Source organism: Pseudomonas sp. GM102 (genome assembly GCF_000282555.1).
In the GTDB taxonomy this organism is placed as follows: domain Bacteria; phylum Pseudomonadota; class Gammaproteobacteria; order Pseudomonadales; family Pseudomonadaceae; genus Aquipseudomonas.
In genome coordinates this window covers 73,037-96,159 of sequence record NZ_AKJB01000083.1, presented here as the reverse complement: position 1 = coordinate 96,159, position 23,123 = coordinate 73,037, and the positions used below count along the sequence as shown (strand labels likewise).

The 23,123-nt window shown below is 59.7% G+C and carries 19 protein-coding genes; 10 read left to right on the top strand and 9 right to left on the bottom strand.

Features of this window, described 5'->3' with window-relative positions:
* The first annotated feature begins 107 nt into the window (after positions 1-107).
* The 5 genes from PMI18_RS09000 to cmoB all read left to right on the top strand — a co-directional run bounded on the left by PMI18_RS09000 (position 108) and on the right by cmoB (position 3,670).
* Positions 108-500 (top strand): protease inhibitor I42 family protein, encoded by a 393-nt coding sequence (locus PMI18_RS09000; protein WP_007903660.1) that lies wholly within the window; start codon positions 108-110, stop codon positions 498-500.
* A 2-nt stretch (positions 501-502) separates the two neighbouring features.
* Positions 503-1,144 (top strand): lysoplasmalogenase, encoded by a 642-nt coding sequence (locus tag PMI18_RS09005; RefSeq protein ID WP_007903658.1) that lies wholly within the window; start codon positions 503-505, stop codon positions 1,142-1,144.
* A 144-nt stretch (positions 1,145-1,288) separates the two neighbouring features.
* Positions 1,289-1,774: a hypothetical protein gene (locus PMI18_RS09010; RefSeq protein WP_007903654.1), complete on the top strand. Its 486-nt coding sequence runs from the start codon at positions 1,289-1,291 to the stop codon at positions 1,772-1,774.
* A 163-nt stretch (positions 1,775-1,937) separates the two neighbouring features.
* Entirely contained in the window at positions 1,938-2,717 is a 780-nt protein-coding gene (cmoA, locus tag PMI18_RS09015; RefSeq protein ID WP_007903653.1) for a carboxy-S-adenosyl-L-methionine synthase CmoA, read from the top strand.
* Positions 2,714-3,670, top strand: coding sequence for a tRNA 5-methoxyuridine(34)/uridine 5-oxyacetic acid(34) synthase CmoB (cmoB, locus tag PMI18_RS09020; RefSeq protein ID WP_007903652.1), 957 nt, complete (start codon positions 2,714-2,716; stop codon positions 3,668-3,670). The genes cmoA and cmoB overlap by 4 nt, the downstream gene beginning before the upstream one ends.
* A gap of 132 nt (positions 3,671-3,802) precedes the next feature.
* Here cmoB and tadA read toward each other — a convergent pair whose 3' ends face one another.
* Both tadA and PMI18_RS09030 read right to left on the bottom strand, forming a co-directional pair.
* Positions 3,803-4,300, bottom strand: coding sequence for a tRNA adenosine(34) deaminase TadA (tadA, locus tag PMI18_RS09025; protein WP_007903651.1), 498 nt, complete (start codon positions 4,298-4,300; stop codon positions 3,803-3,805).
* Complete coding sequence (locus tag PMI18_RS09030) at positions 4,300-5,676, bottom strand: multicopper oxidase family protein (protein WP_007903650.1); 1,377 nt, start codon at positions 5,674-5,676, stop codon at positions 4,300-4,302. The genes tadA and PMI18_RS09030 overlap by 1 nt, the downstream gene beginning before the upstream one ends.
* 443 nt (positions 5,677-6,119) lie before the next feature.
* On the opposite strand from PMI18_RS09030, the gene PMI18_RS09035 reads away from it, so the two are divergent.
* From PMI18_RS09035 to PMI18_RS09045, 3 genes are all read left to right on the top strand, one after another.
* Positions 6,120-10,778 (top strand): RHS repeat-associated core domain-containing protein, encoded by a 4,659-nt coding sequence (locus tag PMI18_RS09035; protein ID WP_007903649.1) that lies wholly within the window; start codon positions 6,120-6,122, stop codon positions 10,776-10,778.
* On the top strand, positions 10,775-11,092 hold the full coding sequence (locus PMI18_RS09040; protein WP_007903648.1) for a hypothetical protein: 318 nt from the start codon (positions 10,775-10,777) through the stop codon (positions 11,090-11,092). Before PMI18_RS09035 ends, PMI18_RS09040 begins: the two co-directional genes overlap by 4 nt.
* A gap of 749 nt (positions 11,093-11,841) precedes the next feature.
* A complete protein-coding gene (locus tag PMI18_RS09045; RefSeq protein ID WP_007903647.1) occupies positions 11,842-12,165 on the top strand; it encodes a hypothetical protein in 324 nt (107 codons plus the stop codon).
* 238 nt (positions 12,166-12,403) lie between these two features.
* Here the strand turns inward: PMI18_RS09045 and PMI18_RS09050 are convergent, their stop codons facing one another.
* From PMI18_RS09050 to treP, 5 genes are all read right to left on the bottom strand, one after another.
* On the bottom strand, positions 12,404-12,694 hold the full coding sequence (locus PMI18_RS09050; protein ID WP_007903645.1) for a PTS transporter subunit EIIB: 291 nt from the start codon (positions 12,692-12,694) through the stop codon (positions 12,404-12,406).
* Between the two features lie 2 nt (positions 12,695-12,696).
* A complete protein-coding gene (gene ptsP, locus PMI18_RS09055; RefSeq protein WP_007903635.1) occupies positions 12,697-15,231 on the bottom strand; it encodes a phosphoenolpyruvate--protein phosphotransferase in 2,535 nt (844 codons plus the stop codon).
* Positions 15,232-15,293: 62 nt separating this feature from the next.
* Positions 15,294-16,517: a maltoporin gene (locus tag PMI18_RS09060; RefSeq protein ID WP_007903632.1), complete on the bottom strand. Its 1,224-nt coding sequence runs from the start codon at positions 16,515-16,517 to the stop codon at positions 15,294-15,296.
* 95 nt (positions 16,518-16,612) lie between these two features.
* On the bottom strand, positions 16,613-18,262 hold the full coding sequence (treC, locus tag PMI18_RS09065) for an alpha,alpha-phosphotrehalase (RefSeq protein WP_007903631.1): 1,650 nt from the start codon (positions 18,260-18,262) through the stop codon (positions 16,613-16,615).
* Between the two features lie 119 nt (positions 18,263-18,381).
* Positions 18,382-19,824: a PTS system trehalose-specific EIIBC component gene (gene treP, locus PMI18_RS09070; protein WP_007903630.1), complete on the bottom strand. Its 1,443-nt coding sequence runs from the start codon at positions 19,822-19,824 to the stop codon at positions 18,382-18,384.
* A 237-nt stretch (positions 19,825-20,061) separates the two neighbouring features.
* On the opposite strand from treP, the gene treR reads away from it, so the two are divergent.
* On the top strand, positions 20,062-20,766 hold the full coding sequence (gene treR / locus PMI18_RS09075) for a trehalose operon repressor (RefSeq protein WP_007903629.1): 705 nt from the start codon (positions 20,062-20,064) through the stop codon (positions 20,764-20,766).
* Positions 20,767-21,086: 320 nt separating this feature from the next.
* Here treR and PMI18_RS09080 read toward each other — a convergent pair whose 3' ends face one another.
* Positions 21,087-21,950 (bottom strand): class I SAM-dependent methyltransferase, encoded by an 864-nt coding sequence (locus PMI18_RS09080; RefSeq protein ID WP_007903627.1) that lies wholly within the window; start codon positions 21,948-21,950, stop codon positions 21,087-21,089.
* A gap of 45 nt (positions 21,951-21,995) precedes the next feature.
* Here PMI18_RS09080 and PMI18_RS31800 point away from each other — a divergent pair, with 45 nt between their 5' ends.
* Positions 21,996-22,259 (top strand): DUF736 family protein, encoded by a 264-nt coding sequence (locus PMI18_RS31800; protein ID WP_081499879.1) that lies wholly within the window; start codon positions 21,996-21,998, stop codon positions 22,257-22,259.
* Here PMI18_RS31800 and PMI18_RS09085 read toward each other — a convergent pair.
* Complete coding sequence (locus tag PMI18_RS09085) at positions 22,154-23,047, bottom strand: NAD(P)/FAD-dependent oxidoreductase (RefSeq protein ID WP_007903625.1); 894 nt, start codon at positions 23,045-23,047, stop codon at positions 22,154-22,156. The genes PMI18_RS31800 and PMI18_RS09085 overlap by 106 nt on opposite strands.
* Positions 23,048-23,123 lie beyond the last annotated feature (76 nt).

The window sequence follows — 23,123 nt, the reverse complement described above, 5'->3', positions numbered from 1 at the left end:
GCCCGCGAAGGCGCCAGCCCTGACACCCCCCATTCCCAGCACTGTCACACTTTGTCTCATCTTCAGTTATGCTCGCCGTTCGTCGTGAATGCCGGAGCCGCTGACTTATGTCCCCCACCCGCCTGTTTATCCCCCTCGCCCTCGCCCTGCTGAGCGCTTGCGCCACGCAATCGAAACAGAACGTGACCGTGGAAAAACAAAGCGAATGCCCGGCGAAACTGCATAACGGGCAAAACCTGATCCTGACCCTGCCAAGCAACCCGACCACGGGTTACCGCTGGGCGATCCAGGATTCGGCCGGCGGCGTGTTGCGTGCGCTCAGTCCCGAGGTCTATAGCAACCCGGAAGACGCCGGGATTGTTGGCAGCGCCGGCCTCTCGACCTGGCGCTTCCAGGCTTTTGCCACCGGTACTGGCCGTTTGCGTCTGACCTATTCACAGCCGTGGGCACCCGAAGTACCGGCGGTGAAAACCTTCGACTGCGCCATCGCGGTTAACTGATCGTGGGCTGGCTGATTCTGGCGCTGATGGGCGCGGTGACCTTTCTGTATGGCCTGAGCGTGCATGCCGCGTTGCTGTGCCTGCTGGTCAAACCGTTGCCGGTGCTGGCCCTGCTCGGCTGGTTGCACGATGCACCGCCCAGTGACTATCGGCGCTGGATCAGCCTGGGTTTGATTTTCTCCTTGGTCGGCGACGTGTTGCTGGCGTGGCCGGGGGATTTGTTCGTGTTTGGCCTTGGGGCGTTTTTGGTCGCGCATCTAGCGTATCTGAAGGCTTATTTGAGCGATTGCCGACGCCTGGCGCTGTTGCCGTTGATCCTCGCGTTGAGCGTGGGCGCGGTACTGCTGGGGATCCTGATTTCCAATGGCTTGGGATTGCTGCTGATCCCGGTGATCGTCTATGGGCTGGCCATCAGCGCGATGCTCTGGCGCGCCTTGGCGAGGCTCGGCACCGACGTACCCAAACGCTCGGCGCTGCTGGCGGCGGCGGGTGCCGTGGCGTTCGTGTTCTCCGACAGCGTGATCGGCATCAACCGTTTCGCCTCGCCGTTCAATGCTGCGCCTTACATCATCATCCTCAGCTACTGGCTGGGGCAGTGGGGGATTGCGGCATCGGCGTTTACCCGTAAAACAAATAACAATTAAACGAAAAACCATTGCAGTAGAGTCGCTTACTTATTTCAAAAAGTGATAAAACCCTGTCAGATCTGACAGTAGCCGAGTTCTTTCCGTCTACTTAATATTTCAGTGGCCTCACCCCACCAAAAATATTATCCAAGGAAGAACATCATGAGTTTTTTTAAAAGCAAAAATGCTATTGCTGGTGTAGAACCAATTATTACCGTCAGCGCGAAAACTGTGGCCACAGTTTCCAATCGCGTAGATTTCGAGACCCAAATCGTTGAATTTGAGGCCGATCCGAGCAGCAGTTTGATCGCCTTGGTCAGTCGGGCTAATTCCCAAGACTACTCGCACAGAAGCAAAAAAGGGCTAGTGCTTGTATTTGATAAAAACATCAAGTCTGGTACCTATTCAGTCACGGACGCCAACTTCCCTTTTGAAGCATACTACTTTGAAACGGGTACCATCCCGGGCTTCACTACATCTTTCCAATATAACCCCCAAAGTGGATCCTTCACCGTAGAGGCAATCGAAAATACCGGAGAAAAACTGCATTATCAGATCGGATTTGATTTTAAAGGCGTAAACGAGAGAAATAAAGAACTCAAGATTTCCGGAAAATCTACTTATATCGTATTGATGGAGCCACGCTAAACCATCAATGGCCAAACCTCATTTTCGGGGTTTGGCCATTCACTCACCAGTCAGCGCCTCATCTCTTTGCTCTGCTCCCTGATTTTCGCAAAACAGAACTCCCGCCACGCCTTCCCCACGCTTTATCAGACAACCCAAGCATCCCCCCGTCAATTTGGCTAAAATGCCGGCCTTTTCCACCGACACCGCCGGAACCGCCGTGAGCAAAGAATCCGATCGCCTTTTCGCCCAGCCTTTGACCCAGGTGCCTGACTTCGCCTTTAACGAGGACGTGGTGCGGGTGTTCCCGGACATGATCAAGCGCTCGGTGCCGGGTTATCCGACCATCGTGGAAAACCTCGGCGTGCTCGCCGCGCAGTTCGCCCAGCCCAACAGCGTGCTGTACGATCTGGGCTCGTCCCTCGGCGCGGTGACCCAGGCCCTGCGCCGTCACGTGCGCACCGACGGTTGCCGGGTGATCGCTGTGGATAACTCCGCGGCCATGGTCGAGCGTTGCCGCGAGTACCTCAATGGCCAGGACTCGATGTTCCAGGAGTTGCTGCCGGTGGAAGTGATCGAGGGCGATATCCTTGCCCTGGAATTCCAGTCAGCCTCGGTGGTGGCGCTGAATTTCACCCTGCAATTCATTGCCCCGGACCAGCGCACCGCGTTGCTCTCGCGCATTCACCAATCGTTGGTGCCCGGTGGCGCGCTGATCCTCTCGGAGAAGCTGCGCTTCAACGACCCCGAAGAACACGCGCTGCTCACCGACCTGCACGTGGCCTTCAAACGCGCCAACGGCTACAGCGAACTGGAAATCGCCCAGAAGCGCAGCGCCATCGAAAACGTCATGAAGCCCGACAGCCTCGAAGAACACCGCGAACGCCTGCTGGCCGCCGGGTTCTCGAAAGTCGTGCCGTGGTTCCAGTGTCTTAACTTTGCCTCGTTGATTGCCTTGCCATGATTGATCTGTCCCCCCTCGCCCGCCGTTTGGCCGGCACGCCGCTGGCCGATTGGGCCAACACCCTGCAAGCGCAACTCGACAAGAAAATGGAAAAAGGTCACGGCGACCTGGAACGCTGGCAGAGCGCGCTGGATGCGTTGCCGAAGATTCAGCCTAGCGAAGTCGATTTGTTGAATGGCTTGAAGCTGGACACCGATTGCGACATTGAGACCCGCGCACAAATGCGCACCGCGCTGATGGGTTTGTCTCCGTGGCGCAAAGGTCCGTTCGACCTGTTCGGCGTGCATGTCGACACTGAATGGCGTTCGGACTGGAAGTGGTCCCGGGTAGCTCCGCACCTGGACCTGAAGGGCAAACGCATCCTCGATGTTGGTTGCGGCAACGGTTATTACATGTGGCGCATGCTCGGCGCCGGGGCCGACAGCGTGATTGGCGTCGACCCGAACTGGCTGTTCTTCTGCCAGTTCCAGGCCGTCCAGCGTTACCTGTCCGAGCCCAATGCCTGGCACTTGCCGTTTCCCTTTGAGGATCTTCCTCCCAATCTGGAAGGCTTCGACACCGTGTTTTCCATGGGCGTGTTCTATCACCGCCGCTCACCGATCGAGCATTTGCTGGCGCTGAAGGATTGCCTGGTCAAGGGCGGTGAACTGGTGCTGGAGACGCTGGTGATTGAAGGCGATCAACAGCAAGTGCTGGTGCCGGAAGACCGTTATGCGCAGATGCGAAACGTGTGGTTCCTGCCATCGGTGCCGGCACTGGAATTGTGGCTGCGCCGCGCCGGGTTCAGCGATGTGCGTTGCGTGGATGTGAGCGTGACCACGGTCGAGGAACAACGCGGGACGGAGTGGATGAAGTATCAGTCGTTGAGCGATTTCCTTGATCCGCAGGATCACAGCAAAACCATCGAAGGGCTGCCGGCGCCGATGCGTGCCGTCATCGTCGCCCGCAAGTAAAACCCCATCTCCCAAACAATGGAGATCACTTGTGGGAGCGAGCCTGCTCGCGATGAGGGCCTTTCAGCCAACGAAGATGTTGGATGTTAGCCCGCTATCGCGAGCAGGCTCGCTCCCACAGTAATTCGGTGTTTACTCTGAAGGCTTGGCTCTACGGGCCTTGAAGAATTCGCTCAACACCGCGCCGCATTCCTCCGCCAACACCCCGCCCTCATACAACACCCGGTGATTCAAAAAGCCTTGGGTAAAGAACTGACCCTGACTCTGCACAATCCCGGCCTTGGGCTCCAGTGCGCCATACACCACCCGCGCAATTCGCGAGTGCACGATCAGCCCGGCGCACATGCTGCACGGCTCCAGCGTCACGTATAGCGTACTGCCCGGCAGGCGATAGTTGCTGGCGGCCTGGGCGGCGGCGCGGATCGCGACCATCTCGGCGTGTGCGCTGGGGTCGTTGCCGCTGATCGGGCAATTGAAACCGCGCCCGATGATTTCACCGTCCTGCACCAGCACCGCGCCCACCGGCACTTCACCCAGCGCCGCACCTTCGGCGGCCAGGGCCAGGGCTTCGCGCATGAAATCACGATCACGGCTGCGGTCGATAATCGCTGCGGGGCGAATCTGACGCATCACGCCACCTCGATGGCGGCCATCAGGCCGGTTTCCATGTGGTCGACCACATGGCAGTGGAACATCCAGACCCCGGGGTTATCCGCCACCAACGCCACTTGCGCACGCTCGTTCTTGCCCAACAGGTACGTGTCAGTGAAGTACGGGATGACCTTGTGCCGGTTCGAGGCAATGACCTTGAAGCTCATGCCATGCAGGTGGATCGGATGTTGATACTGAGTCATGTTCTTCAATTCGAAAATATAGCTTTTGCCCTTTTCGAGCTTGGCAATCGGCCGATCGGCGCAGGTCTTGTCGGTGATGTCCCAAGCCTTGCCGTTGATCTGCCACAGGCTTGGCGGCTTGCCGTTTTCGACATTGACCGACACCGAGCCTACCCATTCAAAATTGAAGTTGAGTTTCTCGGCATTGGCCAGATCCGGCTCGGCCACCGGGTTGGCGGGCAGCGCTGGCGGCCACTCGGTTGGCGCATCGGTGTTCGCCACTGAACGGAAGGTGCCCAGGCGTACCGGGCCATTGCGCAGGGACAGTTCCTCACCGGCCGGCGGTGCCTTGATCGCCAGGCAAATGCGCATGCCAGGACCCAGCCAGTACTCCTTGCCCAGTGGGCGCGGTTCAATCGGATTGCCGTCCAACGCGTAGATCTGCGCTTCGACACCCGGGATGTTGAGGCGGTACGTCAGCGTATTGTCGAGGTTGAGCAACCGTACGCGAGTGATCTGCCCGGCGGGCAAGTCGATCACCGCTTGTGAGACGCCGTTGATGGTCGACAAGCCCCCCGCCGTGCCGCCACGGGCCGCTTCACGAGGAATGCTGAACGCGACGAAAGCGCCCTCTTTATCGACGTGCCAGCTCTTGAGGCTCAAGGTCTTTTCGTATTTGAAACCGGTGGGCTCGCGCTCTTCGATAATCAGCGGGCCGACCAATCCACGACCGAGCTCTTCGCTGCTATTCACGTGCGGGTGATACCAATAGCTGCCGGCGTCGGGCACGCGGAATTTATAGTCGAAGTACTCGCCCGGCAGCACCGGCAATTGCGAGACATACGGCACGCCGTCCATTTCCAGCGGCAGACGGATGCCATGCCAGTGAATGGTGGTCGCTACCGGCAGGTGATTGATGAAGCGCACCCGCAACCATTCGCCCTGACGCACGCGCAACTCGGTGCCCGGCGCCGACGGGCCGAACGCCCAGGCCGGGGTCTTGTGCCCGGCCACCAGCTCGACGTCCAGCGGTGCGGCGATTAGCTCATAGTCGTGACCGGCGTCAGCGTCGGCCATTTTGCCCAGCCAGTAACGCGACGCGCCACCGGCCCCCACGCCAACCACCACAAGACCGGCCAGACCACCGAGTATTTGTCGACGGGTAAAGGACATGAACTCAACTACCTCACGTATCAGCCAGGCGCGGAGCCTGCAAAAGGCGAATACGATACACCTGCGGTTGAGAAACAGTAAGGGCAGCGCGGCGGATGGTCACAGCCAAAGCATGGCTGGCAATGCGTCTGGTGTGTTCAACCTCAGCTAATTGAATGAAATGAAACCCTGTGGCGAGGGGGCTTGCCCCGTTCGGCTGCGAAGCAGTCGTAAAACCATCCAGTGCGATGTTTCAGATGCAATTCGATTACAGAATTTAGGGCCGCTTCGCTGATCGTTATTTAGTCGCCGCTAATCAGCGAATCCCCCTACATCCATTTCCACCTTTCCCGACTTCTTTCCTGATTGATCCCCCGCAAAGTCCCCGCGCCTGATTTTCTACGCGAGGGATTGCTCATGTTCGAACCGATTTTTAACCCCGCCTCCTATCGCTCGGTGCGTTGATGGAGCACGTCACCCGCATCGAACAAGAACTCGACAGTTTTCCAGACACCCTGACGCTCTATCGCGAACAGCTCAAACACTGGTTCAACCGGGCCGCCGACAACGTCAGCCAGGTGGCGGATCTGCCGTCGCTGATGGGCATGGAACGGATCATCTGGTTCGGCAGCTCCCGCACCGTTGTCGGCAGCAACGATGATGAATTCATCTCCACCGTCGTCCAGTGCCCTAAAGGCGGAAAACTCGACATCGAGAGCAAGTTCGAGTCGGTTTATGACATTCCCCTGGGCAACATTCAGGTCGATGTGATTGCGGTTGAGGGCGGGGAGTCGACGCCAGTCACGCTCGATAAAAACGGCAAGGGAACGTTCCAGGGGAAAGAGGGCAAGTTCTACCGCGTTCATGTTCACAACGAAGTCACGCCGCAGCAGGTTGAAGATCTTTTCTCTTCCTACGACGGGCTGACCACGGAGCTCGACAACTGGCTGCGTGAAGAGTGGAAGACGTTCAAACCGAAGTGGTCGCAATCGTCTGCGGTTGCTGTAGGCAATGGAATGCTGGCGGGCAGTTGGGCGGCAGTCATGGGCGTTTGGGACAGCCTCAGCCTGCTCTCGGACATTTTTCAGGACCCGCGCAAGTTCGTTGAACGGTTGGGCAGCGGCGCCGATGAATTGGCCAAGCTTGCGCAGACGGCGCCAGAGGTCATGGCAAAAATCCAACTGTTGGCCAGTGACGAAGCGGCGCTCTGTTTGCTGCTACGAACGGCGAGTCTGTGGCTGGAAATGCTGCCGCCCAGCGAGATCGCCGGCAACTCGGCAGAGGTGACCAGCCAGATCATTGTCTCGGTGCTGATCGATATTCTGATTGCTTTGGCACTGGCCTGGACGGGTGTCGGTATACCCGCCGCCAAAACCTATCTCACCGCTCGCGGGATCAAGTACGGGGCGTTGCTGGCGGGTCTGGCGATGCGCTTCGTCGAGGCCATTTTCACTATTCTCAGCACCTTCATGGAGTACGTCGACCGCTATAAGAAAGTCGCCGCACGCGGTGTTGCCGCGGGGCTGAAAAAGGGTCGCATGCAGCTGCGCTGGGATGCCAAACGCAACACCACGCTCAAGCAAAACGAACACCACGACAACGTCCCGGATCAGGCGAAAAACCCCAACGGCGACAGCGCCGACTCCGTCGATAAAACCGCGACCAACAAATGCCCGGTGTCGATGGTCACCGGCGAAGAACTGCTGACTCTCACTGATGGTTCGCTGGACGGAGTCCTGCCGTTCGACTTCACCCGGCTCTATCGCACCAGCGCCGCAGAAATCGACTGCGGCCTCGGTTTCGGCTGGAGTCATTCGCTCGCCCATCGGCTGGAAATCGACGGCGATCAGGTCATCTGGATCGACCACGAAAACCGCCGCACCACCTTTCCGTTGCCAAATCGCGAACGCCCGGCGATCCACAACAGTTTGTCGCGGGCGGCGATTTATCTCGGCGATGACCCCGAGGAACTGATCCTCGCCCAGGCTGGCGACGACGCGCGTTTTTATCACTTTCATAACGGTCGGCTGACGACAATCAGCGACGCGTACGACAACCGCTTGCGCATCACTCGCGACCGCCAGCAGCGCATCCAACGCCTCGACAACGGTGCCGGTCGCGCCTTGCTGTTGCGCTATGACCGCGCGCATTTGATCGCCGTCGACTATCAGGTGTTTGTCCCCGCGCAGACCCTCGCCGAGGCCTGGCACACCGAGCAAACGCTGGTCAGTTACCGCTACGACGAATGCGCTCAACTGGTCGAGGCGAGCAACGCCGCCGGCGAAAGCGAGCGTTACGACTACGACGACCGGCACGTGATTTTGCAGCGTCAACTGGCCGGTGGGGCGAGTTTCTTTTGGGAGTGGGAAAGGTCCGGCAAAGCGGCCAGATGTGTTCGCCACTGGGCGTCGTTTTCGCAGATGGACACGCGTTATGTCTGGGATGACGAGGGCAGTGTCACCGTCCAGAACATCGATGGCAGCGAAGAGGTTTACGTCCACGACGATCGGGCGCGGCTGGTGCGCAAAGTCGAGCTGGATGGCGGCGAACAGCTCAAGGCCTATGACGAACAGGGCCGCTTGGTGGCCGAGCAGGACCCGCTCGGCGCCGTCACCGAATATCGCTATGACGAAGTCGGACGGCTGGTGGCGCTGATTCCACCGGAAGACGAGCCAACGGCCTACGAGTATCGCAACGGTTTCCTGCATGCGCGGTATCGCGGCAAAGCGGTGTGGAAGTATCAGCGCAATGCCCAGGGCGATGTCACCGAGGCCACCGATCCGGACGGCCAGCTCACCCACTATCACTACGACCCTCAGGGGCGGTTGCTGTCGATCCGCTACCCGGACACCAGCCGGCATGTGTTCGTCTGGAACGGTTTGGGGCAACTGGTCGAGGAAACGCTGCCCGACGGTGGGGTGCGGCGGTTTTCCTACGATGCGTTGGGCCGGCAGATTACCCGTCAGGACGAACATGGCGCGGTCACGCAGTCGCAATGGGATGCCGTTGGCCGACTGATCCAGACGACTTTGCCTACCGGCGCCAGTCGCGCCTACAGCTACAACGCCTACGGTCAGATCACCGCCGAACGCGACGAACTGGGCCGCGTCACCCGCTACGAATACGCCGACGACCTGCACCTGGTCAGTCGCCGCCTCAACCCCGACGGCACCCAGCTCCAGTACCGCTACGACAACGCGCAGCTGCTGCTCACGGACATCGAAAACGAATCCGGCGAACACTATCGGCTGGACTACACCCCCGGCGGATTGATCCGACAGGAAACCGGCTTCGACGGCCGCCGTACCGCGTACGCCTACGACCTCAACGGCCACCTGCTGGAAAAAACCGAGTTCGGCGATGACGGCTCACAGCTGATCACGGCTTATGAGCGGGATTCGGCCGGGCGCCTGTTAGTCAAGACCCTGCCCGACGGCATCCAGGTCGAGTATCGCTACGACTCGCTGGGCCGACTGACCAGCGTCGACGACGGTCACGATCACCCGCTGGAATTCGAGTACGACGCCCAGGACCGGCTGATCACCGAACACCAAAGCTGGGGCACCTTGCGTTACCGCTACGACGCGTGCGGCCAGCTCAACCGCCTGCGCCTGCCCGATGGCAGCAAACTCGACTACCAGCACGCCAAGGGCGGCACGCTGACGGCCATCGACCTCAATGGCGCGCGGCTTACGTCGCACACCTTCCTCGCCGGTCGCGAACAAAACCGCCAACAGGGCCTGCTGCTCAGCGAATATGCCTACGACGACCAGGGCCGACTGAAGGCCCACGCCGTCAGCCAACAGCAAAAAAACCTGTACCGCCGCGACTATGCCTACAGCGCCAACGGCAATCTCGAGCACATCGCCGACACCCGCCACGGCCAGCGCAATTACCAATACGACCCGCTCAGCCGCCTGACCCGCGTCCGCCACACCCGCGACGATCCGCCGGAAAGCTTCGCCCACGACCCGGCGGGCAACCTGCTGATGCAGGATCGGTCCGGCCCGACGACCGTCAAAGGCAATCGCCTATTGATGCAGGGCGACCGCCATTACGACTACGACGCCTTCGGCAACCTCATCCGCGAGCGCCGCGGCACCGGGCGGAAACTCGTCACCGAGTATCGCTACGACGGTCAGCACCGACTGGTCGGCGTCACCAGCCCGGACGGTCGCACCGCCAGCTACCGTTACGACGCCTTCGGCCGCCGCATCGCCAAAACCGTCGATGGCCATACCACCGAGTTCTTCTGGCAGGGCGACCAGCTCATCGCTGAAAGCAGCAAAGAGCATTACCGCAGCTACGTCTATGAACCCGGCAGCTTCCGCCCGCTGGCGATGCTCGACGGCAAAGGCCCGCGCAAGGCCTGCCCGTTTTACTACCAACTCGATCACCTCGGTACACCGCAGGAACTGACGGATTTCGGCGGCGAAATCGTGTGGTCGGCGAAGTACAACGCCTACGGCAAAGTCACGCGTCTGGCGTTTGGAGGGGGCGAGCAGCTCGAGCAGCCACTGCGTTTCCAGGGGCAGTACTTCGACGCCGAGAGCGGTCTGCACTACAACCGGCATCGGTACTATGATCCGGAGGTGGGTCGGTATCTGACACCGGATCCGATCAAGCTGGCGGGTGGGCTGAACCAGTATCAGTACACGCCGAATCCGACGGGGTGGGTTGATCCGTTGGGGTTGAGCGGGAATTGCCCGCCGCCGAATAAGCCTGCGTGTGGGGCGCCGGATGATACGACTGGCGTTAAGGTGGATGAGGGTGAGCCGGCGCTGCCGAAGGCTTACACTCAATTTCCAGAAGATCCAAACGAGCTTACGGAAGTGTTAGGCGTCCAGCCCAAAATTTCACAGACTCAACATGGAAGTCAAAGAATGACGTGGCGACCTAACGCGGACACAATTATTAGATTTGAAAGTCATCCCGGAGATGCTGGGCCATTTAATGCGAGGCATCATGGTGAACACTATCATTTGGAGCTCAAGCCTAATCATTTAAGTTGGAGTCAGGCGGATAGAAATAGGGAGGTTATCAAAGTCAGACCTGAGGGTTATCAACTCGGTCACGGAACTGGCTTTGTTGCCGGTGAGAAACACCCAGGTATTTCAAAATGAAAGAATTTTCAGTTTCAGACGGCACCATTGAAAAGATGACGTGTGAACACGAGCGCATTTTTATAGAATTTCTAGATTGGCAGGAACAACGATGGATCATTACCTTTGAAAATGTTTTAGGTGTGAAGTGTGTTGGGGCAATAGGCGCAGAGATATCAGAGATGTTTGTGATGGATGTGACATCGTTGTCGCAGGAGTTACTTTTGATTGATTCTTCGGAAGTCGGGCTAAGCTACTGCTTCACTTGTGCTCGCGAGTGCAACATTGTTTTGACAGTTGTGGCTAGCGGATACACTGTCGATAAATGTGATTAAAATAAATAAATCTGTCCCGCTTTTGCCGATACACCTGTGGTTGAGAAACAGTAAGGGCAGCGCGGCGGACGGTCACAGCCGGTAGTGAACCCTTTAAAAGATCGCAGCCTTCGGCAGCTCCTACATTTGATCGGCGTACACCCTGTAGGAGCTGCCGAAGGCTGCGATCTTTTGGGGCTCGCGCGATGTGTCTGATGCAATGCGATTACAGAATTTAGGGCCGCTTCGCTGAACGTGACTTAGTCGCCGCTAATCAGCGAATCGCCCTACATCCATTTCCACCTTTCCCGACTTCTTTCCTGCTCGATCCCCCGCAAAGTCCCCGCGCCTGATTTTCTGCCTACAGGATCTTCCCATATTTAGCGGTCGCCTCGATTCCGTAGGAGCGAGGCCCGCGAAGGCGGTCTTACAGTCGGCGAAGTTTCTGGGCAAGGTCGTCGGAAGTTTCCTTCAAGATGTAGCGGTTTTCATGAACTGGTGCAAAGTGAGTTCCATGGATAGTCTTTGGCTGTCACTGCGAATGCAGTGGCAGGGTGTAGGAGCCCTCTCTCATGGTGCAACAGCTTTGTCGTTTGATTGCGGCGCTTAATTCGTGTCCGTAAGATCGTTCGCGGCGGCTGTGCGCGGGACACGCTTCGGCGTGGCCGAGGTTCATGAGTGCTCGGTACTCCTACTCCTGCGCATGGCTGCCACCCAAACCTGTAGGAGGGTGCGTTGGCAGCTCATATTCATACTCATGGAAATTACAAATGACGACACTAACGCCAGACCCACCCTACGAAAACCCAATTCCCCACCCCGACAACCGCTTCATGGCGCTCACCGGCAACTGCACCGACATGCCGACCCTGTTCGTCGATACCCACGCGCCGCTCGATGTTTTGTATGACGCCGCCAACTACCGAATTCGCGCCGTCACGCAGGTGCTTGAGAACATGTCGATGCGCGGTTCAGTCGAGTGCGAATCCTTCATTCTCAGCGACTTTGCATTGCTCTGCGCCATTCCATTGCGCGATGGCTGTGATGTGCTGGATGTGATTGGGCGGCGGTTGCGGGCTCGGCCTTCGGAGTAGCGTCGCGCGGCTTTTTGTGGCGAGGGAGCTTGCTCCCGCTGGGCTGCGCAGCGGCCCCAAAATCAGCAATCCGGTTTTGTCAGACATACCGCGGTGTTTGGTTTGGCGACTGCTGCGCAGTCGAACGGGGGCAAGCTCCCTCGCCACAGGGTTTTGGGGTAGCTGGAGATCTTGGGGCTGCTGCGCAGCCCAGCGGGAGCAAGCGCCCTCGTCACAGGCAGCCCCTCGCCACGGCCGGTTACGCTTGAAGACCCGTGATCAGATGAACAACCCCATCCTCCAACATCATCACCCCCGGCACCCCTGCCACCGTCAACGCCTGTCGATCCATCTGCGCCACATCCCGCAATTCCACCCGCACCCTGGTCAGTGCCACGGGTTGTTGGGATTTGAGGTTATCCACTCCGCCAAGCGCGGCGACGATGTTCGCGGCCAAACCGCCAACAGGCTGAGTCTCCATTTTCGGTTCGTCCACCACCAGATCCGGGGTCAACGCTTTCCAGAACGCCCGCTGCATTTTCTCTAACATGCTCAGTTCTCCAGAACCAGTGAAGTATCGACCGTTGCCTCATGGTGCAGCCGCAATGCCTCGCGCACTTGCTCGGCACTCTCCAGCCCCAGCACTTGCTGGGCGATGGCTTGGCAGTCCAGCAGGTCCACTTCGCGAACCGCCGCTTTGATCGCCGGAATCAACGGCACGCTCACCGACAACTCATCCACGCCAAGCCCCAGCAACAGCGGCACCGCCAGGTTTTCCGAAGCCAGGGCACCGCATACTCCCACCCATTTGCCATGGGCGTGGGCGGCTTTCACGGTGGTAGCGATCAAGCGCAATACCGAAGGATGAAAACTGTCGGCCTGACTGGCCAGCCGTGGGTGATCGCGGTCCATGGCCAGGGTGTATTGGGTCAGGTCGTTGGTGCCGATGGAGAAGAAATCCACTTCGGGCGCAAACAGGTCAGCCATCAGTGCCGCGGCGGGTACTTCGATCATGATCCCCAGCTTCGGCAGTTCAGTCAGGCCCAATGCCAGCGCCTCTTCTTCAAGTAGCTGGCGAGCCAGCCGCAACTCCGACAGCTGCGCGACCATCGGCAGCATGATGTGCAGGCGAGCCAGCCCGGCGCTGCTCAAAATCGCCTTGAACTGATCGCGCAACAGTTGCGGACGCTCCAGGCACAAACGAATGCCGCGCATGCCCAGGAACGGATTGGTTTCGCGCTCCATCGGCACATAGGCCAAGGGTTTGTCACCGCCGACATCCAGGGTTCGCACCACCAGGTTGCGCGCCGACCCAAGGGCGCGGGCGATGGCGCTGTAGGTGGAGGCCTGCTCGTCATGGCTCGGCGCATGGTTGCGATCCAGATAAAGAAACTCCGAACGCAGCAGACCGACGCCGTCGCCGCCCAGCGCTATGGCCTGTTCGGCTTCGGCCAAGGACGCGATATTGGCGGTGATTTCAAAGTGATGCCCGTCGCGGGTACAGGCGGCCAGCCCTGCGTTCGCCAGCTCGTATTGCTGGCGTTGCTTTTGCAGTTGACGATTGGCTTGCAACTGTTCGATGGCGGCCAGATCAGGATCCAGCTGCAGCTCGCCCTTGTCGGCATCGAGCAACACCTGGGTGCCATTGATCAGTGTCAGGATCTGAACCGGTAACCCGCAAATCGCCGGCAGGCCAGCGGCCCGGGCCAGAATCGCGACATGGCTGGTAGCGCCGCCGCCCACCGTGGCGAACCCCAGCACCTTGCGCGTGTCCAGGCCAGCCGTCTGGGAGGGCGTCAGTTGCTCGGCAATCAGAATCGCCCCGTCCGGCAACTCCATTGCACGATCTTCTACGCCGAGAATCAACCTGAGTACCCGCTGACCAACATCCGCCAAGTCCGCCGCCCGCTCCGCCAGCAGGGCGTTGCCCAAGCCCTTGAACAAGGTCGCCGCCGACTCGGTGGCCGCGCGCCAAGCGAATGCCGCGCTTTTGCCTTCGTCGATCAGCACATGGGCCACCTCCAGCAAACCCGGGTCTTCGAGCAGTTCCTGGTGAGCCTTGAAAATATCGGCCTGCGCGTTGCCCATGGCATTGTCGCGTAGCTGTTGCAAGGCTTGTCGCGCCTCAGCCAGGCCCCGGGCCAAGTGATCGCGTTCAGCCAGCGCGGTAGTGCCAAGTTCATTCACTTCCAGGCAGGGTTCAGCGATCTGCACAACGCGGCCAAACGCCGACCCGGCGGAGGCGCAAACCCCGCGTAAAACCTTCAGCGATGAGGCCTCGGCCTGACTCACCTCAACCGGCGCCGAGGCCGCTCCCGCCTCACCGCAGCCGGTCAGTAACAGCTCGGTCAGCGTACTGATCGCCGCTGCGGCATCCGGGCCAGCCGCGCTGACTTGCACTACATCGCCGTGAGCGGTCTGCAACGTCATAATCGCCACCAGGGATTTCGCGTTCACGCTCTCCTGCTGTTTATGCAGATGAATACTTGCCGAGAACCTTTTGGCAGCCTGAGCAAACACTGCCGCCGGACGCGCATGCAAGCCGTTCGGATTGGCCAGCGTCACCGGTTTGGAAAACAGCGCCTCGCCCTCCTCCGGCAACCCTTCATCCGATGTTTGCCCGGCACCGTGCATACTCAACAATGGCTGGCCGCTGTCCACCACTCCCGTTTCGGGCACCAGCCAGGTGAAGGGTTCACCGCTGACCACCAGCATTAACGTCAGCAGGCTGCGGGCATTCAACGCGACAACGTCGGCATCGAATTCGATCAGCGACTGCCCGACGTCGACCCGTTCGCCCTCTTCCACCAACCGGGTAAACCCCTTCCCCGCCAGGTTCACCGTATCGAGGCCAATGTGCATCAGCACTTGCACGCCGTTTTCCCCGGTGATGCTGACGGCATGCCCACTGGCCTGCACATTGCTGATCACGCCAGCCAGCGGCGCGCACAAGGTGTTTGAGGTCGGATCGATGCACAGACCATCGCCGATCACGCGACTGGAAAACACCTGATCGGGCACCTGATCCAGCGGCATCAGCACGCCGGACAAGGGTGCCAGCAGTTGCAATTGTTGGGGTGTGGCCATGACGTCACCTGCTGTTTTGTTCTTTGAAGTGCCGATGGAGCGCGAGGCTCCGACAGCATCGCTTATTTCCACCAATACTCGACCTGCAATCCGACGTTCGAACCGTGTCGCGCCGTGCCGAAGGCGCCGGTGTCGGACAACGCCGAACCCGCCGCCAGTTCATTGGCCGCCCGCTTGGCCGCCTCGTTCCAGCTCGCATAGGTGTAATACAGACGCACCTCGGGGCGCGCCCAGAAATCCGGGCCCTTGGGCGACCACGTCGGGGCGAAGGTGAACTTGCTCAGCTTGCGCGTCCCGCCCGTGGCTTCAACCTGATCGTGGCCCAGTTCGGTCACCAGTTTGAACTGCTCGGTGATCGCATACGCCGGGCGAATCCCAAGGGAAATCCAGTTCTGGTCGGCGCCGTCCGGGCGAATGTCTTTCTGGTAGACCGCTTCGACCTGCCCGCCGAAACGCGGCGTCACTTGCCAGTCAAAGAACTCCACCACGCGATAGCTTTTACTACTGTCGTCCAGCCTCACGTTACCGGTATAGCCCAACCCGGTCCCGGGACCTTCGCCGTACTGAAAGGCCAGTTTATTCTTGCCCCCCAGAAAGCCCTTCTGCACATGCTGGGTGGTAATCGCCCAACCGTGGTGAGCGTCGCGGCTGTCGGGTTTGTCGATGTAGCTCAGGCCGAACTCCAGCTCACCGCCAGGGTTGGTGTTGAAGCCGGCGACGTTGAAATCGTGACGGTTGATGTAGTCCTTCTGGTACAGGTTGTCCTTGCGCGAGAAGGCGTAGCTGTACTTCAGATCACCGATCAGCACATCTTCGATACCGCCGCCGGTGGCGCTCTGGTTCCAGTAGTAGAAGTCGGAAATGTGGATATCGTTCCGTTTGTAGTAACGCCGACCGGCCCACAGTGAACCGCCGTTGAGGCTGGGCATGTTCGACCATTGCGCATACAACTGCGGCATGCGTACCGAGCCGTTGTCACCGTTGAACGTCAGGCTTCGGTCGTATTGGTTATACAGCGAGGCCATGCCGTCGACACTGAGCACCGAGCCGTCGTCCAGCGTGAACAGATCCTGACGCAACTCCAGCTCCGCATACTGTTCGCACTCGTTGCCGAGGCGGTATTTCGACTGCGCACCCGGCAATTGAAAACATGACTGCGAACTGCTGTTGACCGAGGTGCCGACACCGCTACGCACATAGCCGGCGAACTCCAGCGCATGGGCCGATAACGGTAATGCCAGGTACACGCCCGCCGCTACAAGGCTGCGATTTATTGTTGTTTTCAAGAACCACCTCATTATTTTTATTGTGTGATGCAGCAAAAAACGGCGCGCAAAACTCCCCCGCGCAGCGTTCTGCGTGTTTTTTGAATTAGTGTTTTTTAGTGGTCAGTCAGGCGCAGAACGAACGACTCATAGGGCCGTAGAAACACCTGCCGATTGCGCGGCGGGCAGTCCGGGTAGTTACTGATAAGCAGAGATTGCACCATCGATTCGTTGATCACTTCTGGCGGCAGCTCGACTTCGCACGGCGCGCCATAGAAGTTGTTCAGCACCAGCAAACGCTCGCCATGGCCTTCACGCACATACGCCCAGATTTTCGTGTGCTCAGGCAATAACTGCCGATACACGCCGTCGGACATCAACGTTTCACTACGGCGCAGCGCAATCAACTGTCGATAGTGATGCAGCACCGAATCCGGATCGTCGAGTTGGTGAGCGACGTTGATCTGCGCCACGTTGGCCGGCACGCCGATCCAGGGTTCGACCACGCTGAAGCCAGCGTTCGGCTCAGCGTTCCAGTGCATCGGCGTGCGACCGTTGTCCCGGGACTTCTGCATGATCGCCGCCATGTTGTCGACGTCGCTGCTACCGGCCTCGCGCTTGAGCCGGAAGATGTTCAGGGTTTCGACGTCGCGGTACTGATCGATGTGATCGAAGCCCGGATTGGTCATGCCCAGTTCTTCGCCCTGATATACAAACGGCGTGCCCTGCAGGAAATGCAGCGCCGTGCCGAGCATCTTCGCCGATACCACCCGATGCTCACCGTCGTGACCAAAACGCGAGACCACACGCGGCTGGTCGTGGTTACACCAGAACAGCGCGTTCCAGCCGCCGCCAGCCTGCATGCCGGTCTGCCAGTCGGAGAGGATGCGCTTGAGTGCAAGGAAATCGAAATCGGCACGAACCCACTTCTGCAGGTTCGGGTAATCAACTTTCAGGTGATGAAAGTTGAAGGTCATCGACAGCTCTTTCGACTCCGGCCGCGAATAGCGAATGCAGTGTTCCAGGCTGGTGGACGACATCTCGCCGACGTTGATCAGGTCATGGCCTTCGAACACTTCACGGTGCATCTGCTGCAAGTAGTCGTGAACGTTCGGGCCGTCGGTGTAGAAGCGCCGACCGTCGCTGTTGTCCTCCGGAAAGTCCGCTGGTTTGGAAATCAGATTGATCACATCCAGACGGAAACCACCCACGCCTTTGTCGCGCCAGAAGCGCATCATCTTGAACACTTCGGCGCGCACCTTGGGGTTGTCCCAATTCAGGTCGGCCTGCGTGTGGTCGAACAGGTGCAGGTAATACTGACCGGTCTGGGCTTCGTACTCCCAGGCCGAACCGCCGAACTTGGATTCCCAGTTATTGGGCTGGTCGCGCCAGATGTAGAAATCGCGGTAAGGGTTGTCGAGGCTGCTGCGGGCCTGCTGGAACCAGGTGTGTTCGATCGAGGTGTGATTGACCACGATGTCGAGCATCAATTTGATCCCGCGCTTGCCCGCCTCGGCGATCAGCAACTCGCAGTCGGCCATGGTCCCGTAGCTTGGATCGATGGCGTAGTAGTCGCTGATGTCGTAACCGTTGTCGCGCTGGGGCGAACGCAGGAACGGCGTGATCCACAGGCAATCGACACCCAGCCAGTGCAGGTAGTCGAGCTTGGCCACGACGCCGAGCAAATCCCCCGTGGGGTTGCCGGCGTGGCTGTGAAAACTCTTCGGGTAGATCTGATAGATCACCGAACGTTGCCAGTCTTGCATGGCGGGATTCCTTCAGTAAGTTTTGTACTGGCCTTGGGGGCCTCTTCGCGGGCAAGCCTCGCTCCTACAGGGTTTTGCATTCCAATGTAGGAGCGAGGCTTGCCCGCGAATGCGATCTGTCAGGCAACCCGATACCCGGGCCGAACAATCCTCATGCTCAACCCGCAGGTCAGAACAAACGGCACGACCATGGCAATCACCATCCCAACCACAAACATCGGAATGAACTGCGGAATGATCGAGATGAAACCGGGCAAGCCGCCGACGCCGATCGCCGAAGCCTGGACCTTGTTCATCGACAGGAAGATGCAGCCCAGGGCCGAGCCGATCAGGGCCGCATAGAACGGAAATTTGTAGCGCAGGTTGACCCCGAACATCGCCGGTTCAGTGATGCCGAAGTAGGCAGAAATCGCCGAGGTCGAGGCCATGCTTTTATCGCGCACACTCCGGGTCATGTAGAACACCGCCAGTGCCGCGCTGCCTTGGGCGAGGTTGGACATGACGATCATCGGCCAGATGAAAGTGCCACCCTGGGTGGAGATCAATTGCAGATCGACCGCGAGAAACATGTGGTGCATGCCGGTGATCACCAGCGGTGCGTAGAGCAGGCCGAAAATCGCGCCGCCGACCATGGGCGCCAGGTCGAACAGGGTCACCACACCTTCGGTAATGAGAATCCCCAGGTGGCGGGTCACCGGGCCAATCACCGCCAGCGCCAGCACGCCGGTGACAACGATGGTGGTGATCGGCACCACCAGCAATTGCACGGCGTTAGGCACTCGCGCCCGCAGCCATTTTTCGATGACGCTCATCACATAGGCCGCCATCAGGATCGGCAGGATTTGCCCCTGATAACCGACTTTTTCGATCTGAAACATACCGAGGATGTCGAAATACGGCAGGCTCTGCCCCTCCAACCCCGCCACCGCTTTGCCGTAGTTCCAGGCGTTGAGCAGATCCGGGTGCACCAGCATCAGGCCGAGCACGATGCCGAGGATTTCGCTGCCGCCAAAGCGCTTGGCCGCCGACCAGCCCACCAGTGCCGGGAGAAACACAAACGAGGTGTTGGCCATCAGGTTGATCAGGCTCCAAAGCCCGTCAAGCTTGGGGTAGGCGTCCAGCAGGGTCTTGCCCTCGATGAACATGCCCTTGGCGCCAATCAGGTTGTTGATGCCCATCAGCAGGCCGGCAATGATCAGCGCCGGAAGGATCGGCATGAACACGTCGGAAAACACCCGCACCAATCGCTGCATCGGGTGGATCTTGTCGGCGCTTTTCTGTTTGACGTCGGCGATGGTTGAAACGGCAAGACCGGTTTGTCGACGCAGCTCGGCGTAGACCTTTTCCACTTCGCCGGGGCCGACGACTACCTGGAACAGGCCGCCGGTATAGAACGAACCTTTGACCAGATCGATCTGGTTCAGCGTGGCGCTGTTAACCAGGCTCGGGTCCTTGAGGGCCAGGCGCAAGCGTGTGACGCAATGCGCGGCCTGCTCGAGGTTATCGCTGCCACCGAGGCTGTGCAGCAGCTCAGTGACGATATTCGGATAGTCGTGGCTCATGCTTATTCTTCCGCTGTAGTTTTTTGTTATTGGCAGCACGCCGAAGCGAAAAGTACTCGTCTGTACGAGTTATTGCAACAACTCGTACAGACGAGTTTGGTTTTGTTTATCCTGAACCCGACAAGCGGCGATATTTCCTACCTCAAAAGTCAAAGAAACCTAAACCCGCATGGACAAACCCCTACCCTGCCCTTAAGGTTCAAAACCTTGAGCACAGCGCGGCACAGAGCCATCCCCATGAGTAAATACAACCAGATCTACAGCGATCTGCTTGCCAGCATCACGACCGAACGTCTGGAACGCGGCGCCCGATTGCCGTCCGAAACCGAACTGATGGACAGCTACCAGGCCAGTCGCGGCACCGTGCGCAAGGCCATCGAGCAATTGCAGGAGCGTGGTTTCGCCCAGAAAGTCCACGGCAAAGGCACCTTCGTGCTGTCGACCAACCCGATCGAGTTTCAACTGGGCGGCATCGTCAGTTTCCAGGAAACCTACCCGCGACTGGGAAACGACGTCAGCACCGAGGTGGTCGAGTTCACACAAATCTCCCTCGAAGGCCCGCTGCTCGAACACATCAAGGCTGCAGAAGGCAGCCTGATCACGCGGATCAAACGCGTGCGGCGGATCGACGGCAAACGGGTGATCCTCGACATCAACCATTTCGTCAGCGACGTGATTCCCGGCTTGTCCCGCGACATCGCCGAACAATCGATCTACGCCTTCATCGAACAGACCCTGCAACTGCAAATCGCCTACGCCCAGCGCACCATCGAAGCGGTGCCCCGCAGCAAGGACGACCAGCAACACCTGGACCTCGACGGCCAGAGCCATGTGATAGTGGTCAGTAACCAGACGTTTTTGCAGGATGGCCGACAGTTCGAGTACACCGAGTCGCGGCATACGCTGGATAAGTTCTACTTTTCGGATGTGGCCCGGCGCTGAAACGCAAAAGGCCCCGTGAACTCGGGTTCACGGGGCCTTCAGGTGTTAGGGACGATCAGTTACAGTCGAGATCGCTCGAAATTTCCCGCCTGCTCCTGCCTGCCATTGTGCCCTTTGCAGTAGGCGTGCAGTGCCGTATCCGCGCAAGGAGGTAATGCATCGAGCAGACGAAACACATTGGGCGATCTCCTTGTCCTTCGACGCTGCATGATCGACGCGGGCAGTGGCCACAGAATGGAAATAGCGGAAGGTCGACTTGTCCTTCATGTCCGTCGGCGTGACAAGCTTCCGAGCGGGGGCATCTCCCCTATTAATCCCTGTCAGCTTGCCGGATTGCGTGCCATGACGATCCACGCCGCGCCGTCGATCATAACCGACCGCTCGCCGGGGAGGCCCGCGAAGGCGGCACGAACCGCGGCCCAGGCGTGGGCGCGGATGTCGTCGGGCTGATCCGCGAGCACAAGCGACAGCGGGCCGCCCTCGAACGCCATCTTCACCGCGTCGTCGATCGCCGCGTCCCGCGTCCCGCCCTCGCCGAACGGGATGGAAACATCGAAGGGCGTGATAGTGACATCGGTGAAGCCGGCTGCTGTCAGGATGCGTGCCACCCGCCCCCGATCGCCGAACGAGAATGGGCCGGGTGCTCCGGGATCAGGCGGTGCGGTCGGTGGGACGATGCCCTTGATCGCTCCCATCGGCAAGCGCACCCAATCGTTCTCGGCCACGCCGCGCCAGCAGACGAAAGCGACCCGCCCGCCCGGCCGGAGCGCGCGTCGCATATGGGCGAACGCCCCTGTCGGATCGTCGAAGAACATCACTCCGAAACGCGAGAACAGGATGTCGAACGCGCCCTCGGGCAGCTCGGCGCTGCTGGCGTCGGCTACCCGGAACTGGGCCGGCGTATCCTGTGGCGCAAGCGCGCGCGCTCGGCCGATCAGCGGTTTGGATATGTCCACGCCCAGCACATGGCCGCCCGCGCCGACGCGGGCGGCCAGAGCCAGACTCGACGCGCCCGCGCCGCAGCCGACGTCCAGCACGCGCTCACCCGTCGCGGGCGCGGCGGCTTCGATCGCGGCCTGGCCGAACACCGCAAACATGGCGTCGAGCCGGGCCTGGTTGGCGACCCAGTACTCTCCGCTTTGGCCATTCCAGTCGGCGACCTGATAGGCATTTTGCTCTGTCATGACATCTCCTCGTTTTGATTCGTTCTTAACCCGCCTCCAGCAGCGATAAGGCACCAGACCGAGATCGGTGCCACCTGGCGCCGTACCTCGAAGGACAACCGCTCCTACCATTCCGTCAAACTCGACGATCCGTCCTTCACCGCGCCGATCTACGCCAACCTCTTCGAAAGCGACGACGCAACCGAAGAAGGGAATCTGTGCTCTCAAACCAGCATCGACTGCTGGGCGGAGATACCCGCCGTCGCGCCGAGCGATGTTGCCAGGGTGACCGAGGCCATGAGGGGGTTTGCCAGGTCGCCCGCGGCGTAGATGCCGGGCATGCTGGTTTCGCGGCGCTCGTCGACCTTGAGGGCGATGCCCAGGGGCGTATCGACCGTGGTGAGGCCCAGCGATTCATGCAGGCGTGCGGACGGCTTGTTGCGCGGATGCGCGAACAGGATGTCGACCGCGACAGGGGGGCCGGCGTCGAGCCTAACGGTGGCGTTATGGCTCTCGTCATGGTCGATTTCGGTGATCCGGCCATCGACGACAGGGATGCCGCGGCGCGCCAGATCGGCCCGGATGTCGGGTGGTATGTCGTGACCATTGGCGAAGACCGTTAATGTGTCGGTCCAGTCGTGGTACAGCCTGACGTAGTTGTGCGACGGCGGGCCGGACCAGACGAGGCCCCAATGCCGGCCGGCAACTTCAAAGCCGTCACAATAGGGGCAGGGCACGATGGAGGTGCCCCAGCCTTCGGCAAAGCCGGGAACTTCAGGCATCTGGTCGGCGACGCCATAGCTCAGGATCAGGCGGCGCGCCCTGAGGCTTTCCCCATCGCCAGTGAGGACGGAGAAATCGTCGATGGCGCCGGAGATGCTCTCGGCCCGAGCAGTGACCAGCCTGACCGTCGGATAGCGCGCCAGCTGCTGCCGCGCCTCGGCCAGGATCTCCAGCGGTGGCTTGTGGTCGTGGCCGAGCAGGCCATGCGAGTGGTCGGCGAAGCGATTGCGCGGCAGGCCGGTATCGAGAACGGTGACCTTTCGGCGGGCACGGCCGAGCTGCAGGGCGGCGGCAAGCCCGGCAAAGCTGCCGCCAATGATGATGACGTCATTCATGGTGATGGGCTCCGTGTTGTGGATGAAGGGAGATTGGCTTGCACACTTAAGATACTTTGAAGTACCCTAATTCAAG